The sequence below is a fragment of the Methanobrevibacter thaueri genome (assembly GCF_003111625.1).
Taxonomy (GTDB): Archaea; Methanobacteriota; Methanobacteria; order Methanobacteriales; family Methanobacteriaceae; genus Methanocatella; species Methanocatella thaueri.
Map to the genome: position 1 here is coordinate 144,578 of NZ_MZGS01000020.1, position 14,797 is coordinate 159,374.

16 protein-coding genes are annotated in these 14,797 nt (G+C 39.9%); 9 read left to right on the plus strand and 7 right to left on the minus strand.

Going from position 1 to position 14,797, the window contains the following annotated elements; all coding sequences use genetic code 11:
- Nucleotides 1–43: 43 nt before the first annotated feature.
- Together MBBTH_RS05180 and MBBTH_RS05185 are read right to left on the minus strand one after the other, a co-directional pair.
- On the minus strand, nucleotides 44–316 hold the full coding sequence (locus MBBTH_RS05180) for a DUF5750 family protein (RefSeq protein WP_116591991.1): 273 nt from the start codon (nucleotides 314–316) through the stop codon (nucleotides 44–46).
- Nucleotides 306–1,319, minus strand: coding sequence for an alpha/beta fold hydrolase (locus MBBTH_RS05185; protein ID WP_243409692.1), 1,014 nt, complete (start codon nucleotides 1,317–1,319; stop codon nucleotides 306–308). Before MBBTH_RS05185 ends, MBBTH_RS05180 begins: the two co-directional genes overlap by 11 nt.
- 59 nt (nucleotides 1,320–1,378) lie before the next feature.
- On the opposite strand from MBBTH_RS05185, the gene nucS reads away from it, so the two are divergent.
- A complete protein-coding gene (gene nucS, locus MBBTH_RS05190) occupies nucleotides 1,379–2,161 on the plus strand; it encodes an endonuclease NucS (RefSeq protein WP_116591992.1) in 783 nt (260 codons plus the stop codon).
- Here the strand turns inward: nucS and MBBTH_RS05195 are convergent.
- Nucleotides 2,158–2,637 carry a hypothetical protein gene (locus MBBTH_RS05195; RefSeq protein WP_116591993.1) on the minus strand — a complete coding sequence of 160 codons (480 nt, stop codon included), beginning with the start codon at nucleotides 2,635–2,637 and terminating at the stop codon, nucleotides 2,158–2,160. The two genes, nucS and MBBTH_RS05195, sit on opposite strands and share 4 nt — an antisense overlap.
- A 69-nt stretch (nucleotides 2,638–2,706) precedes the next feature.
- Here MBBTH_RS05195 and MBBTH_RS05200 point away from each other — a divergent pair, with 69 nt between their 5' ends.
- Together MBBTH_RS05200 and MBBTH_RS05205 are read left to right on the plus strand one after the other, a co-directional pair.
- Complete coding sequence (locus MBBTH_RS05200; RefSeq protein ID WP_116591994.1) at nucleotides 2,707–3,414, plus strand: PsbP-related protein; 708 nt, start codon at nucleotides 2,707–2,709, stop codon at nucleotides 3,412–3,414.
- 46 nt (nucleotides 3,415–3,460) lie between these two features.
- Nucleotides 3,461–4,288, plus strand: a complete 828-nt coding sequence (locus MBBTH_RS05205) for a carbon-nitrogen hydrolase family protein (protein ID WP_116591995.1) — start codon at nucleotides 3,461–3,463, stop codon at nucleotides 4,286–4,288.
- On the opposite strand, the gene MBBTH_RS05210 is transcribed toward MBBTH_RS05205, so the two are convergent.
- Both MBBTH_RS05210 and MBBTH_RS05215 read right to left on the minus strand, forming a co-directional pair.
- Complete coding sequence (locus MBBTH_RS05210; protein WP_116591996.1) at nucleotides 4,280–5,128, minus strand: HEAT repeat domain-containing protein; 849 nt, start codon at nucleotides 5,126–5,128, stop codon at nucleotides 4,280–4,282. The genes MBBTH_RS05205 and MBBTH_RS05210 overlap by 9 nt on opposite strands.
- A gap of 166 nt (nucleotides 5,129–5,294) precedes the next feature.
- A complete protein-coding gene (locus tag MBBTH_RS05215) occupies nucleotides 5,295–6,065 on the minus strand; it encodes an SDR family NAD(P)-dependent oxidoreductase (RefSeq protein ID WP_116591997.1) in 771 nt (256 codons plus the stop codon).
- A gap of 275 nt (nucleotides 6,066–6,340) precedes the next feature.
- Here MBBTH_RS05215 and MBBTH_RS05220 point away from each other — a divergent pair, with 275 nt between their 5' ends.
- The 3 genes from MBBTH_RS05220 (at nucleotide 6,341) to MBBTH_RS05230 (ending at nucleotide 9,808) form a co-directional block, all read left to right on the plus strand.
- Entirely contained in the window at nucleotides 6,341–8,938 is a 2,598-nt protein-coding gene (locus MBBTH_RS05220) for an ATP-dependent helicase (protein ID WP_116591998.1), read from the plus strand.
- A gap of 73 nt (nucleotides 8,939–9,011) precedes the next feature.
- Nucleotides 9,012–9,380 (plus strand): DUF5518 domain-containing protein, encoded by a 369-nt coding sequence (locus MBBTH_RS05225; protein WP_116591999.1) that lies wholly within the window; start codon nucleotides 9,012–9,014, stop codon nucleotides 9,378–9,380.
- A 17-nt stretch (nucleotides 9,381–9,397) separates the two neighbouring features.
- Nucleotides 9,398–9,808, plus strand: a complete 411-nt coding sequence (locus tag MBBTH_RS05230; RefSeq protein WP_116592000.1) for a hypothetical protein — start codon at nucleotides 9,398–9,400, stop codon at nucleotides 9,806–9,808.
- Nucleotides 9,809–9,813: 5 nt separating this feature from the next.
- On the opposite strand, the gene MBBTH_RS05235 is transcribed toward MBBTH_RS05230, so the two are convergent.
- Nucleotides 9,814–10,905 (minus strand): formate--phosphoribosylaminoimidazolecarboxamide ligase, encoded by a 1,092-nt coding sequence (locus tag MBBTH_RS05235; RefSeq protein WP_116592001.1) that lies wholly within the window; start codon nucleotides 10,903–10,905, stop codon nucleotides 9,814–9,816.
- A 113-nt stretch (nucleotides 10,906–11,018) separates the two neighbouring features.
- Between MBBTH_RS05235 and MBBTH_RS05240 the strand changes: the two genes are divergently transcribed.
- Both MBBTH_RS05240 and MBBTH_RS05245 read left to right on the plus strand, forming a co-directional pair.
- A complete protein-coding gene (locus MBBTH_RS05240) occupies nucleotides 11,019–11,558 on the plus strand; it encodes a metallophosphoesterase (RefSeq protein WP_116592002.1) in 540 nt (179 codons plus the stop codon).
- A gap of 1 nt (nucleotide 11,559) precedes the next feature.
- Nucleotides 11,560–12,192, plus strand: coding sequence for an RlmE family RNA methyltransferase (locus MBBTH_RS05245; protein WP_116592003.1), 633 nt, complete (start codon nucleotides 11,560–11,562; stop codon nucleotides 12,190–12,192).
- On the opposite strand, the gene MBBTH_RS05250 is transcribed toward MBBTH_RS05245, so the two are convergent.
- Nucleotides 12,193–12,612: a hypothetical protein gene (locus tag MBBTH_RS05250; protein WP_116592004.1), complete on the minus strand. Its 420-nt coding sequence runs from the start codon at nucleotides 12,610–12,612 to the stop codon at nucleotides 12,193–12,195.
- A gap of 117 nt (nucleotides 12,613–12,729) precedes the next feature.
- On the opposite strand from MBBTH_RS05250, the gene mcm reads away from it, so the two are divergent.
- Nucleotides 12,730–14,733 carry a minichromosome maintenance protein MCM gene (gene mcm, locus MBBTH_RS05255; protein WP_116592042.1) on the plus strand — a complete coding sequence of 668 codons (2,004 nt, stop codon included), beginning with the start codon at nucleotides 12,730–12,732 and terminating at the stop codon, nucleotides 14,731–14,733.
- The last annotated feature ends 64 nt before the right edge of the window (nucleotides 14,734–14,797 follow it).

Here is a 14,797-nt window from a genome sequence, read left to right on the forward strand (position 1 = left end):
AAGAATGTCATTATTTATTAAAAAAATGGGAACCCATTCAGTTTCACATGTCCTCCAGGAAACTTGAAAGGAAAACGTTCATCTCTATCTCTTCACGCGCAATGAAATCATCCAGCCGGTATTGTGCCACATCACTGGCAAAGGGATAAAGCTCATCATCAAAATATGTCCTGATTATCAGTGCATCATCAGCAATGCAGGTCTTCTCATCAAGATTGTCGTTCAGGAAGTTCAATTGCTCACTGGACAGGCCGAAAACCGAATATTCAACAAAATTAACATCACCTGAAGCAAAATCCGTAATCTTAACAATCATCAAATTCCTCCATGAATTCCCTCAACTCATCTGATATGGTTTCAAGTTCGTTGAAGCATAAATGGCCCAATTTGGAATCCATAACTATCAACTGAGAATCGTCAATCATTTCAGCCATTGGAATGCCGTCAAGGTCTGTCGGGAAGTGCGGATCCTGCTTGCATGATATTATCAGTACCTTGGACTTGATTTTGTCCAAATCGCTTTCAACATCATAATACATGCAGGACTCATTGCAGTACTTCAAGTCATAGATGTCGACTTCAATCATTTCATTTCCAAAGTTTTCGAATTCATAAGCCAATTCATCATTGGACATTTCCCTCAATGCTTCCTTTGAAAGTCCAAAATTAAATTCAGCAAGATTTGCAAGCCTTAAAGTTCTGATTAAAGAATAAGTCAATTCACCCTTTGCATAGTCAGGGTCAGATGTAATGATTTCATCAACGAATTTTGAGAGAATGAAATCATGGCCTGCAACCTTATAGCTGCTAACTCCAGTGATTATGAAATCTGAGTATTCTGGATAGTTTATTGCAGATGTCAGTGCGACAAAACCTCCCATTGAATTGCCGATCATGCCCAGGACATGATCGAGATTGAACTTTTCCTTCAGGAACTGCTTTTGAAAGTTGACGACGTCCAAGATTGTGTATTTGGGGAATTTGTTTTTCAAATCGGTTGTTGACGGAGAGCATGAATTCGGAGAGCCCAATGCAGTTAGGCTAATGAAGAAATACTTTCTTTCATCAAATGCATCGCCTTCACCCACCAATGGGGCCACCTTCTTCATTGAGGCATAGTTTCCAAGTGAACCGTGACAGTATATGATTGCATTCTTGATTTGGCCATCCTCATCATAGATTGGAGTGCCGAAAGTCATATATTCGACCTTAACTTCATTCAGAACTTCACCGTTTTCGAATTCGAATGAATCCATAACGTGATACTCGTTTTTGCTTTCAAAATATTCATCATCGTAAATGTAAATTCCCCCAGACAATCCTTGTTTACCTTTTTAAAAAACAAATTATTTAAATTAAACTAAACAATGTAATTGTAATGAAATATAAAATTCTAGAAAAACCAGGTTGCGAAGATGCTTACGATTTGATTCAGGACGCATTGAGAAAGAAAGCAACAATCATAATTTTTGCATGCTGTAAAGTCAGCTATGAAGGCCGTGCATTAAGTGAACTAAACTGGGGAGAACGCATAATAATGATCAAGCCCGACGGAGCCTTTTTAATCCATCAGGAAAAAAAGGTCGAGCCGGTTAATTGGCAGCCTCCAAAATCAAGGACAAGGGCATACATAAAAAATGACAACCTGTTTTTGGAAAGCCACAGAAGGTCTCCTAAGGAATTGCTTACAGTTGAAGTCAAAAAGGTCCAATTCATCAGTTACGCCAATATGGAGGACTATGAGGAGCTTGAGCAGGCAGGCTATGAAAAGGACATGAGCGACATGATTATGGAAAAGCCACACATGATTGAGGAAGGATTTACCCCAACCACCCGTGAATACAGCGTCGAGCATGGATTCATTGACATATTGGGAAAGGACAGCGACAACAACCTAATGATTCTCGAACTTAAGGCTCGTAAAGCAGGCGTCACTGCCGTCAAGCAGCTTAGAAGATACATCCAGGATATGGAAAATACGGATAACGATTATTTAAGGGAAGTCAATGCCGAGAAAAAGAAAATAAGGGGACTTCTCGTTGCACCATCCATCATGGATGACGCCTTGGAACTGATTGAAGAGGAAGGCATTGAATTCGTATCAGTTGAGCCTCCTCGTGAGCTAAAAAGAGATAAGAAAGTTACATTAGATTTCTTCTAATCTAATGCATCCTCTATTTTTTTCAATTCGTTGTCGAAGAATTTCTTTGTATAGTCATTTGCCGGAATTGAAACGGTTACATGACAGTCCTTTTCGAGTTTATAGATAAGATAATCCTCACCATCCAATGAAAGTGAATCATCATCACTCAACAGTTCCAATTTAGACAATTCTTCAAGGATATTGTTGTATTCTGTCTCTTCAAGGTCAATCACCTCATCAAGATCCATGTCCTGAAGTTTGGAATTCAATTGCATTGCAATTGCCACAAATCCGTTGACAGTCTTATCTGAAATGTTGAACTTGGTGTTTCTGATTTCCTCCATGGAGAATTTAACATGCTGTACAGTGTTTTCAGTGACCGGAATCTCATTGGACAATCCGATTTGGTTTATTTCATAATGATTTTCCCATTCACCAATCTTGTAAACTGCATAATTTATATCATCGAGACTAATAATTTTTTCATCTGCCATACTATCACACTTATTAAATATATTTTTATATTATAATTAATAAATGTAAATTTTAACGGAGGTTAAAGTGTGAAAAAATGTCCTGAATGTGGAAATCCTAGTTATGATGGTGCTCCTGTTTGTGGAAATTGCGGTTATAAATTTCCAAAGGCAAAGGTTGTAGCGCCTAAAAGCGAGGATATATTCCAAAAAGAACCAAAAGAGAAAAAAGATTCTAATAATGAGGACACAGTTAGTATAATCAAAAGTAAAAAACTTATTATTGGAGCAATATTACTTATAACCATAATTGCCATTTGCGGAATCGTCCTTATGGGAAATAGCAATTCCGGCAGCAATTCCAGTTCACCATTACAGTCAATAGATAACGTGAAAGAATATTCTGCGGGAGATTTTGCATTTAAATATCCTAGCGATTGGCAAGACCTTAATGAAACCGATTTAGAGCATCCTGGAGCAAAATTCATCCAGAAAGACAATATCACCATCGAGTATTATAATGTTACAAGCAGTGCAGATTCCATTAAAGAAATAACCCAAGGAATCATTACATCTGCACAAGGAAAAGGTGCTTTCGTAGAGCTTGTTGAAACTATAACTTTAGATGGTAGAAACGCATCAAATATCGTTCTAGAGGATGCTGACGGAGATTACACCCGTTACGTTTCAATGTTTAGTGAAGGAATGACTTACGTCTTTAAAGTTAACGGAGATTCAATGAATTCCGTTACTTCCGAAGAGATCAATTCCGTAATTAATTCTGCAGATATTGCTTAAGTATGATTAAACATCATACTTTTTTTCTATTTTTTTAAGTGTTATTATGACAAAAATCAAACTCGCACTCTGTCAAATGAATGTCATTGACGATAAAGAGGCCAATCTAAAGAAAGCCACTTCAATGATAACTGATAGTGCAAACAAGAATGCTGATTTTATAGTTTTGCCTGAAATGTTCAACTGTCCCTATTCAAATGACAAGTTCATAGAATACGGAGAAAATGAAGATGAAAGCATCACGTTAAAGGCCATTTCCGAATTGGCTAGTGAAAATAATGTCTATATACTGGCCGGATCAATTCCGGAATATGAAAACGACAACCTGTACAACACAAGCTACCTCTTTGACAGAACAGGCTCAGTCATAGCAAAGCACAGAAAAATGCATCTTTTTGACATTGACGTCAAGGATAAAATCAGTTTCAAGGAATCCGATGTTTTAACTGCCGGCGACAATGTCACCGTGGCCGAAACGGAATTCGGCAAGGTTGGAATCGGAATATGTTATGATGTGCGCTTTCCGGAGCTTGCTCGTTTGATGGTTGAGGATGGTGCCTTGATATTGTTCTATCCCGGCGCATTCAACATGACGACCGGTCCTGCGCATTGGGAATTGTTGTTCCGCTCAAGATCCCTTGATAATCAGGCTTTTTGTATTGGCGTTGCTCCTGCATTGAACATGGATGCAAGCTACCACAGCTATGGTCATTCAATAGTTACCAACCCATGGGGAGAGGTTATCAGCCAAGCGGATGAAAAAGAGGATATTATTTTCTGTGAAATTGACTTGAGTGAAATAAAAAAAGTAAGGGAAGAGCTTCCCCTTTTAAAAAATAAAAGGAAAGATCTCTACGAAGTCAGATTACTGTAGTTTGTCAAGTCTTTTTTGGAAGTATGACAATTTCTTGTCATTATCTGCAAACACTTCACAGGCGGTTTTCAAGACCCTGACCTCACTGTCATAGTCATTTGCCTTCCTGTATAGAATGCATAATCTTTTATAAGGTGCGTCTTTTGCCTGTCTTGATTCGACATAGCTTTCATATCCCTTGATGGCCTTTTGGACATTGGTCTTTTCCATTTCCTTAAGTGTGCTCATCGGAATTAATGACACCACCTCTTCACCGGACGCCTTAGCCTTTTGTCTTTTTTGAGCCTTTTTGATTGCCTTGTTGCATGACTTTTTAAAGTCCTTATCACTTTCGGCCTTACGTGCATCCTTGATTAGTTTGATTGAATCATCTGTTGCAATGTCTCCAAGTGCCTGGATTGCTGCGAGTCTTACACCCCAATCCTCATCTTCAAGGCATTTTGCTATTGCGTCAAGTTCCTCTTCCGCCTGAAGTTCACCGAGGGAACGCACTGCAACTTTTCTAACGCCAAAATCCTCGTCATTTGTCGCTTCCACAAAGTATGGGATGACCTTTTTGTCTCCGGTTTCCTTAAGTGCGAATGCGAGGAAACGTTTATCCTTTCCTTCTGCGTTTTCAAACTCTTCAATTAATTTGTCAACGGCCACATCACCCATGTTTCCTAAAATTTCAGCAGCCTTAAATCTGACTTGGGCGCTTTCATCTGTGGTGGCCTTAATCAATGGTTCAATAGCTTCCTCATCGGTTATTCCAACCAATGACTCTATTGCTTCTTTTCTCACTTTAACATCATCATCTGATAGATTGTTAATGGCTTCTTCAAAACTTAAATCTGACATGATAATAGGTTAGGTTTTAGGAATATATAAGTTTTTGAGCCACACGTTAAACATTCATTTAAAATTAGAATTGCTTTCTTGAAAGGTTTAAGATAATGTGAAAGGCGATGAGGCAAATTGATTGAATTTAAAAAAAGTAAAAAAAATAAGAGAATAATTCTCTTATTTAGATAGCAGTCCATCCACCGTCAATACAGATTAATTGACCGGTACAGAAACTGGATGCGTCAGATGCAAGGTAAATTGCTATACCGTCTAATTCACCAGGTTTACCTAAACGTCCAGCTGGACAGTAAGCTGCAATGAGGTCCATGAATCCAGGTAATTCAATGGAGTCAACAGTTAATTCGGTTTCGAATACTGCAGGACCAATAGCGTTTACGGTAATGTTGTATTTAGCCCATTCTACAGCTAAGTTTTTGGTTAAGTTCATTACTCCACCTTTAGCTGAGGAGTATGCACTAATTCCTCCACCAGGGAAGATTACTCTGGAGTGGATTGAACCAATGTTGATGATTTTACCGTATTCTTGTTCGATCATGATTTCTCCAACAGCTTTACACATGTAGTAGACACCACTTAAGTCAATGTGGATGTGTCTTTCCCATTCTTCGTTGGATTGGTCAGTGACCATTTTGTTGTTACCCATACCTGCTGCGTTAACGAGGATGTCGATTCTTCCGTAAGCATCCATTGTTTTTGCAACAGCAGCGGTGATACTGTCATAATCTCCGACGTCACATACAGCGTACATTACTTCGGTTCCGTATTCTTTTTCGATTTCAGCAACGTTTTCTAATAATCTTTCTTCTCTTCTAGCGAATAATGCTAATTTTGCACCTTGGCTTGCGTATGCTTGTGCAATTTGCCAACCAAGTCCTGAGGAAGCACCAGTAATAACTGCTACTTTGTCTTTAATATCGAAATAATTTTTCATTTTTTATACCACCTTAGGCAAAAAGCCTATGTATAATAATATAGACATTAAACTATTTAATAATTATTATTTAGAAATATTAAGCATATGTAAAAAAATATTTAAATTTTATTTAAAAAATATGGAAAATATTCAACAAACTACTAAAAAATAAATGTAAAATCTTTTAGGCAAACTAAAATTTTCATTGAAAATTACTACACTGAACATAAAATTTAATTAAAATTAAACCTTAACATAAATATTGACAAGAAAAATTATATAGTGGTATAAAAATGATTGAAGAGCAAGATAAGACATATTCGAAAAAAGAAATCTTTAAGATTCTCCATCCATGGGTCAGACAGTGGTTTGATTCACAGTTTGAGGACTTCACACCAGCTCAGAAAAAGTCAATCATGGACATCCACAGGAACAACAACATCCTGATTTCATCACCGACAGGATCCGGAAAAACACTAACAGCATTTTTATCAGTAATCAGTGAACTGACAACCCTTGCAGAGGCGGACAAGCTAGAGGACAAGGTTTACTGCATTTACATTTCACCCCTTAAAGCTCTCGACAACGATATTGAAAAGAATCTGGATGAACCATTGGACGGAATTGAAAAGATAGCTGGCAAAAGCCTTGGAATAAGAAAGGCCGTCAGAACGGGAGACACCACACAATACCAAAGGCAGAAGATGCTCAAAAAGCCTCCGCATATCCTAATCACAACTCCCGAAACATTATCGATATTGTTGGTGGCGCCGAAGTTCAGGGAAAAATTGAGCCACGTCAAGTATGTGATCATTGACGAGATCCACTCGCTGGCCGAAAACAAAAGGGGAGTTCACCTAAGCCTATCTCTAGAGAGGCTCCAACACCTGATTGGACAATACACAAGAATAGGGCTCTCCGCAACTGTCAGCCCAATCGACGAGGTGGCAAGATTCCTTGTGGGATACGAGTATGGGGTTGAGCGCAACTGCAAGGTAGTCAACATCAACTACCTCAAGGAACTGGACATGGAAGTTATGTGTCCGGTAAGCGACATCGTGCTTGCGGACGAGGAGGACACACGCCTTGGAATGTATGACCTGCTGGATGACCTGATACAGGAAAACAAGACAACGCTGATATTTACAAACACCCGTAGCGGAACAGAACGCTTCGTATACAATCTAAAGAAAATGTATCCGATGAACTATAACGATTCGAACATTATGGCACACCATTCCTCACTATCAAAGGAAGTCCGTCTGGAAACCGAAAACAAGCTTAAGGAAGGGAAGCTCAAGGCAGTGGTTTCATCAACATCCCTGGAACTTGGAATCGATATCGGATACATTGACCTTGTGGTGCTAATCAATTCGCCGAAATCCGTTGCAAGAGCCCTGCAGAGAATCGGCCGAAGCGGACACAGGCTACATGAAAAGTCAAAGGGAAGAATCATAGTCACCGACCGTGACGATCTGGTGGAATGTTCAGTGCTGCTTAAAAATGCCAAGGAAGGCAAGATTGACAGAATCAGCATCCCTAGAAACTGCCTTGATGTTCTGGCGCAGCACATTTATGGAATGAGCATTGAAAATCCATGGGACCTCGATTACGCCTATGACGTCATACGCAAAAGCTACTGCTATAAGGACCTCTCAAGAGACGATTACGAGGATGTCCTAAGCTATATGGCTGGAGAATATCCTGAACTTGAGGAGCGTTACGTCTATGCCAAAATCTGGATTGACTATAAGGAGAATACCTTTGGAAAACGTGGAAAGCTCGCCAGAATGCTATATTCCACAAACATAGGGACAATACCTGACTCATCAGGAGTTCTTGTCAAGTATGATGGGGAAACAGTCGGTAAAATCGAAGCTGCATTCATGGAACGGCTGAAAAAGGGAGACACATTCGTTTTGGGCGGAAGAACATACAGATTCAATTACGCCAAGGGAATGACAATCAACGTGACCCCCGCCAGCGGCCCTCCGACAATACCTTCATGGTTTTCACAACAGCTGCCGTTATCCTTTGACCTTGCAATGGAAATCCAGCGCTTCAGGTCATATATGGAATCAAAATTCGAATACAGGAGAAGCAAAGAGGAGATAATGGAATTCATCTACGATTACCTGTATGTCGATGACTTTGCGGCAAACTCCATTTACGAGTACTTCGTTGAGCAATACAAATATGCAAAAATCCCATCAAACCGCTGCCTATTAATCGAATACTACAGAGGATTTGGAGACAGGCGTTTTGTAATATTCCATTCACTCTTCGGCAGGAAGGTTAACGATGCGCTCTCAAGAGCCGTTGCCTATGTGGTGGCGCAAAGATACAACATGAACATCACAATCTCAATTTCGGACAACGGATTTTACTTGAGCTCAGACAGCACCATTGGAGGTTTGGAATCATTTAAAGAGCTGACTCCGGAGAATTTTGAGATGATACTGACCAACTCATTGAACAAAACCGAAACGTTGGCCTCAAGGTTCCGCCATTGTGCAGGAAGATCCCTTATGACCCTTAGAAGATATAAGGGAGAATCCAAATCGGCCGGGCGCCAGCAGGTCAGGGGAAAGATCCTGCTTAAGTTCGTGCAGGAGATGGATGAGAATTTCCCAATTTTAAAGGAATCAAGAAGGGAAGCCCTTGAGGATTACATGGACATCAAGAATGCGCTGAAAGTCATAGAGATGGTCAATAGCGGAGAGATGGAAATCAAAACCATCAATACAGTCATTCCAAGTCCCTTTGCATTTAATCTGGTTTCACAAGGTTATCTAGACGTTTTAAATCAAAACGATAAGGGAGAATTTACGAAAAGAATGCATCAGGCAATTCTTGATCAGATAAAAGACAAATTGAAAGACATTTATTAGATATTCATCATACCAGAAAAAATAAATATTTTTATAAATGATATTAGATAATTTATATTAAAAGGTGATAATTATGACTAAATGGAGCGCAGTATTTGTTGGTTTCATATTAGCTGTATTTGTAAAATCATTCTTTGCGCAATATGAATTTGTTGGACTGTTGATTGTTGGATTCATCACAGGTTATATCGCCCATGACGGTGCTTTGAGTGGCCTGTGGAATGCTGCCGTTGCAGGAGCATTGGGAACAATTATCACAGCGATATTGTTCATTTTAGTTGCAACTTTTGGAGGAAGCTTCCTCGGTGCCTTTGGAGGATTGACAGGATTTACAATTTCAGGAATTGCAAGCATATTCACAATCATTGGAGATTTAATCTATTATGCAATTGTTATGGGAATAACAGGTGCAATCGGAGGAGCTATAGCTTCTAAAAAATAAGTTTGGAGAGATAAAAAGTGAAATACAATATAGACATTAACGTTAAGGCTTTGGTGTTCGGTGCGGCAATAGCTGCTGCCTTCATAATATTCGGATGGCAATTTTGGGACTGGTTTTACCCATGCTCCGCAATAGGACTCCTATATGCAGGATACGGACAGAACACCATCAAAAAAGGAACACTCATGGGAGCATTTGCTTCAACACCGATCATAGTATTGACATTCCAAGGATACTTAGGTGCTTTTGATGGATATTTCTTAACAGAAAACGGAATATTAACTGTTGCGTTAATCATTCTTCTTGTCGGTGCTTTTGTTGGATTTGTTGGTGCCTGGGCAAAAAGAGACCGTGTGAAAGCCATGGCTGAATACGAGAAAAAACAAAATATCGGAAAAAACAAGAATAAAAATAAAAATAAAAAATAATAACTCTATGTTATTATTTTTTCTAATTCATCTCTTTCTATACCACGTTTGATTTCAAGAGCTATTCTTCTACCCATACTCATTGGTTTACCGTAAGTTAGGTAGGAGTAAGGAGAACCATCCATGAAGGTGTTTGTTCCACCATCGGTTCTAGCACTGATTTCAAAACAGATTACTTCTAAATTATCATTTACCAAGGTTTGCATACAGAATGGACCATTCAATCCTGGCGCAACTAATTTTTTAGCGCTTTCAGTTAATTTATCAGCAATGTCAAATACCTGTGGAAGTAAAGATTCACGAATTACAGCTGGGTGGTTACCGGTTACAACATAAGATGGGCTTAAGTCAATGTCCAATTGGTCTTTAGCAGGCATTCTTACAAAACCGTCAATACTTGATTCGTATCTTGTGTCCATACCCATTAATTCAACAGTATCATCAAGAGCGGAGTAGAAATAGTGTATACAGTAGTTACAACCTGAAACGTATTCTTCTATGTGTGCTGCTTCTACATCACTGTCCTCTAACCATCCACGTGCTTTCATTGCTTCGATTTTAGCATCGAATTCTTCTGTGGATGATGCTACAAAGTAACCTCTTCCTCCTCTTGCACCTGGGAACTTGACCATTACAGGACGGTCAATTTCTGAAGGATCATTATATTTGAATGGTATTCTTACGTCACCTTCAACAAGTAAAGCTCTTTCCTTGTCCCTTTCTGCTTCCCATCTGAGAACATCTCTGTTTCCGAACATTGGGACATTGAATTTGTCTTCGACATTGTCAAGACCAGCATATGCGACAAAAGAACCGTGAGGAACAACAATTGCATTCATGTCTCTGAGTTGTTGTTGAACATCTTCGTTGACAATATCCTTGAATTCATCAACGATAATGTATTCGTCAGCTACACCAAAGCGTTGATATGGAATTTCTCTTCCCTTTTGACACACAATAGCTGTTTTAAATCCTTCTTCTTTTGCACCTTGCAAAATGTGTAAAGATGTGTGACTTCCGAGAGTAGCTATTGTAATTTCACTTTTATCGTATTTAGCCAAAATATCTAAAATATCTTCCTTTTTAACTTCTCCCATTTTATCTTCTCCTAAAAGAATGATGTATATATTTATATTTATAACAATTAATAAGTTTTTTTAATTAATTTTAAAAGCAATAATAAACAAAATATAACTTGAATAATTAAGGATTGGAAAAAATGTTAATAGGTTTAATTTCAGACACCCACATACCCGACAGGGCAAGGATATTGCCCACCAAAGTGATTGAAGCATTTGAAGATGTTGAATTGATAATCCATGCAGGGGATTTGACTTCCCCAAAGGTCATTGAAGAGCTGGAAGAAATAGCTCCTGTCATGGCGGTTCAGGGCAATATGGATAGGGCGCGTGGAATTGACCTGCCGAAAGCCAAGATTATTGAAGCTGAAGGTTTAAGAATTGGGGCGATACATGGAGAAGTCTATCCAAGAGCGGACAGCGACCAGTTGCTGTACCTCGCCAAGGAATTGGATGTGGACATCCTGGTATCAGGCCACTCACACCAACCGAAAATAGAGCAGAAGGAGGGAATACTCCTCCTGAATCCGGGAAGCCCAATCGTTCCTAGACTTGCGGACAGGACCGTGATGCTGCTTGACATCAACAACAGACAAGTGGATGTCGAGATTGTGAAAATAGGCTCACCGGTATGCAGCGCACTTGATTTTGACCAATACAAGAGGGATTGAAATGGGAAGCAAATGGCAGATGGAAAAACATAATGACCCATATTACAAAAAGGCTAAAAAAGAGGATTACCGTTCAAGAGCATCATATAAACTAAAACAGCTGGACAAGAAATACAAGCTTATAAAGGAGGGAAACACCGTCGTGGACCTTGGAGCAGCACCGGGAGGCTGGTCACAGGTGGCCCTTGAAAAGGTCGGCGAAGAGGGCATCGTTGTCGGAGTTGACCTGAACAGGTTCAAGAAATTCCATGAGGAAAACTACTACGGAATCAGAGGGGATTTCACAACCCCCGAGGTTCAGGAAAAGATCATGGAACTGATTGGCGGAAAGGCAAAGGTCGTGATGTCCGACGCGTCACCGTCACTTTGCGGAATCAAAAACATTGACCAGCTGAGATCCATCGACCTGACCTATGCAGTAATCGGAATAGCTGAAAACATCCTTGAAGAAAAGGGAAATCTTGTCATGAAGGTGTTCCAGGGCCCAGAATATAAGGAAATGCTTGACTCCCTCAAGGGAAAGTTCAGACATGTAAGAACCACAAAACCAGCATCATCACGTAAAAAGAGTTCTGAAATGTATGTCGTTGGCCTTGAATATATGCCAAATAAAAAAAAGAGAAAAAGAAAATAATTAAAGAGTATTATACGCTTCACCAGCGGCTTTTAATTTTTCTTTTGCAAATTCAATTCTACTGTCAACCTCATTGGACGGCTTGCCCGCATCAAGAGCGCTTTTAACATTTTCAATAGCTGAATTTGCCCGTGTCAACTCCAACTTGGCGTCATTGTAGTATTGCACATCATTTGTGTCGCCGGCATAATATGTAGCCTTGACACTATCAAACTTCACGGACAGATTATCATATGATGCCTGAAGCTCTGCAAGCTCATCATATTGGGTTCCAGATGAGATTTCATTTGTAATTCCTGAGGAAACAACGCTATAACCTACATAAGCAACAACAAGAATTGTTGAGATTATCATTATGATTCCAACAACAGAAATTAACATAGAAGTGGATTTGAATAAGCTTAATCTAGATTTTCTCATATTAACCTCAATTAATTAAATTTTCTAATATTACTATATTAATATTAGTATTTAATTGTTACTTATGAAAGCCCCTTGGGCAATATTTTTTAACTATGAAAAATTAATATTATGACAATGAACTCTACTACAAAAACACAAACATCAACCGCAAAATTCGAGGAATTTTTTGCGACATCATACAAGGATGACGTATTCAAAATACTCGAGAAATATCCTGATGAGCGATCACTTAACGTAAACTATCAATCACTGGAAATGTTTGACCCTGAGTTGGCGGATTTGCTTATCGAAAAGCCTGAAGAGGTCATTGCAGCAGCACAAACTGCAATCAAAAACATTGACCCTCTGGTGAAGGATGCTGACATCAACATCCGTTTTGAGAATCTTACAAACATTGTCGCCCTAAAGGACCTTTTAAGTAAATATATAGGAACATTTGTTGCAGCTGACGGTATCGTGAGGAAAACCGATGAAATCAGACCACGTATTGAAACCGGTGTTTTTGAATGTAGAGGATGTATGAGATTGCATGAGGTGGAGCAGACCTCCGGAAACCACATCGTGGAACCTTCATTATGTAGCGAATGTGGAGGAAGGTCATTCAGACTGCTTCAGGAGGAATCCAAATACATCGACACCCAAACCGCAAGGATGCAGGAGCCTTTGGAAAACCTGTCCGGAGGAACCGAACCTAAGCAGATGCTGATGGTTCTGGAAGACGATTTGGTGGATGAGTTGAATCCGGGAGACAAGGTAAGGATAACCGGAACATTGAAAACATTCCGTGAGGAGAGAAGCGGAAAATTCAAGAATTACATTTACGTGAACCATATTGAGCCTTTGGAACAGGAATTTGAGGAATTGCATCTTTCAGAAGAGGATGAAGAAAGAATCCTTGAACTATCACAAGACCCTCACATTTATGATAAGATTATAAAGTCAACCGCCCCATCAATCAAGGGATACAGGGAGGTTAAGGAAGCCATTGCACTCCAGCTATTCGGAGGGGCTGCAAAGCAACTCGAGGATGAAACCAAACTAAGAGGAGACATCCACATCCTGATCGTTGGGGACCCTGGTATCGGTAAGTCCCAGATATTGAAATACGTTTCAAGACTGGCCCCAAGAAGTATCTATACAAGTGGTAAGGGTACAAGTGGAGCGGGTCTGACCGCAGCCGCCGTCAGAGACGAGCTTGGTGGATGGTCCTTGGAGGCAGGTGCACTGGTGCTTGGGGACCAGGGTAACGTATGTGTCGACGAGCTGGACAAGATGAGGTCAGAGGACCGTTCAGCGCTTCACGAGGCATTGGAACAACAGACCGTAAGTATTGCAAAGGCAGGAATCATGGCGACATTGAACTCAAGATGTTCCGTTCTTGCGGCCGCAAACCCTAAATTCGGCAGGTTCGACAGGTACAAGATACTCGCAGAGCAGATTGACTTGCCTGCACCGATTATTTCCCGTTTCGATTTGATTTTTGTTATTGAAGACAAGCCAAGCAGGGAAAAGGATTCAGAATTGGCAGCACACATTCTGGAAATGCACAAGGAAAACACTGTCGATTACGAAATTGAACCTGAACTGCTTAGGAAATATATTGCATATGCCCGTAAAAATGTCAATCCTCGCTTAACAGATGAAGCGAATGAGATTTTAAGGGAATTTTATGTAAGCACAAGAAACAGCAATCCTGAAGAGCAGGGAGCCGTTCCAATCACAGCAAGACAACTGGAGGCAACCATCCGTTTAGCTGAAGCAAGTGCCAAAATCAAGCTTAAGGATAAGGTGGAAAGAGAGGATGCCGACAAGGCAGTGAAACTTACTATGTTCTGTCTCAAGGATGTCGGTGTTGATCCTGAAACCGGTGAAATCGATGCAGACATCGTAAGCGGAGGAACCCCAAAATCCGACAGGGACAAAATCCAAAGAGTGACAGAAGAAATCAAAAAGCTCGAAGAGGAATATGCGGGAAGCGCTCCAATGAATGTGCTTATCTCAAAGATGAGTGACGATTATGGAGTAAGTCCGGAAAAAACTGAAGAGATCGTTAGAAAACTGGTTCAGAAAGGAGCTATATACGAACCGCAAACCGGACACTACAAAAGCCTACTCTAGGCCCGGCAAAATATTTTGGGAATGATTTCCCAACCCTAAATTTTTTTACGTCAGTGGTTATGAT

Bases quoted from the DNA above. Each gene is read 5' to 3' on its own strand.
- MBBTH_RS05205 (WP_116591995.1), top strand. From the start codon at position 3,461: ATGACAAAAATCAAACTCGCACTCTGTCAAATGAATGTCATTGACGAT.
- MBBTH_RS05225 (WP_116591999.1), top strand. From the start codon at position 9,012: ATGACTAAATGGAGCGCAGTATTTGTTGGTTTCATATTAGCTGTATTT.
- MBBTH_RS05220 (WP_116591998.1), top strand. From the start codon at position 6,341: ATGATTGAAGAGCAAGATAAGACATATTCGAAAAAAGAAATCTTTAAG.
- MBBTH_RS05250 (WP_116592004.1), bottom strand. From the start codon at position 12,612: ATGAGAAAATCTAGATTAAGCTTATTCAAATCCACTTCTATGTTAATT.
- nucS (WP_116591992.1), top strand. From the start codon at position 1,379: ATGAAATATAAAATTCTAGAAAAACCAGGTTGCGAAGATGCTTACGAT.
- MBBTH_RS05235 (WP_116592001.1), bottom strand. From the start codon at position 10,905: ATGGGAGAAGTTAAAAAGGAAGATATTTTAGATATTTTGGCTAAATAC.
- MBBTH_RS05245 (WP_116592003.1), top strand. From the start codon at position 11,560: ATGGGAAGCAAATGGCAGATGGAAAAACATAATGACCCATATTACAAA.
- MBBTH_RS05215 (WP_116591997.1), bottom strand. From the start codon at position 6,065: ATGAAAAATTATTTCGATATTAAAGACAAAGTAGCAGTTATTACTGGT.
- MBBTH_RS05210 (WP_116591996.1), bottom strand. From the start codon at position 5,128: ATGTCAGATTTAAGTTTTGAAGAAGCCATTAACAATCTATCAGATGAT.
- mcm (WP_116592042.1), top strand. From the start codon at position 12,730: ATGAACTCTACTACAAAAACACAAACATCAACCGCAAAATTCGAGGAA.
- MBBTH_RS05180 (WP_116591991.1), bottom strand. From the start codon at position 316: ATGATTGTTAAGATTACGGATTTTGCTTCAGGTGATGTTAATTTTGTT.
- MBBTH_RS05195 (WP_116591993.1), bottom strand. From the start codon at position 2,637: ATGGCAGATGAAAAAATTATTAGTCTCGATGATATAAATTATGCAGTT.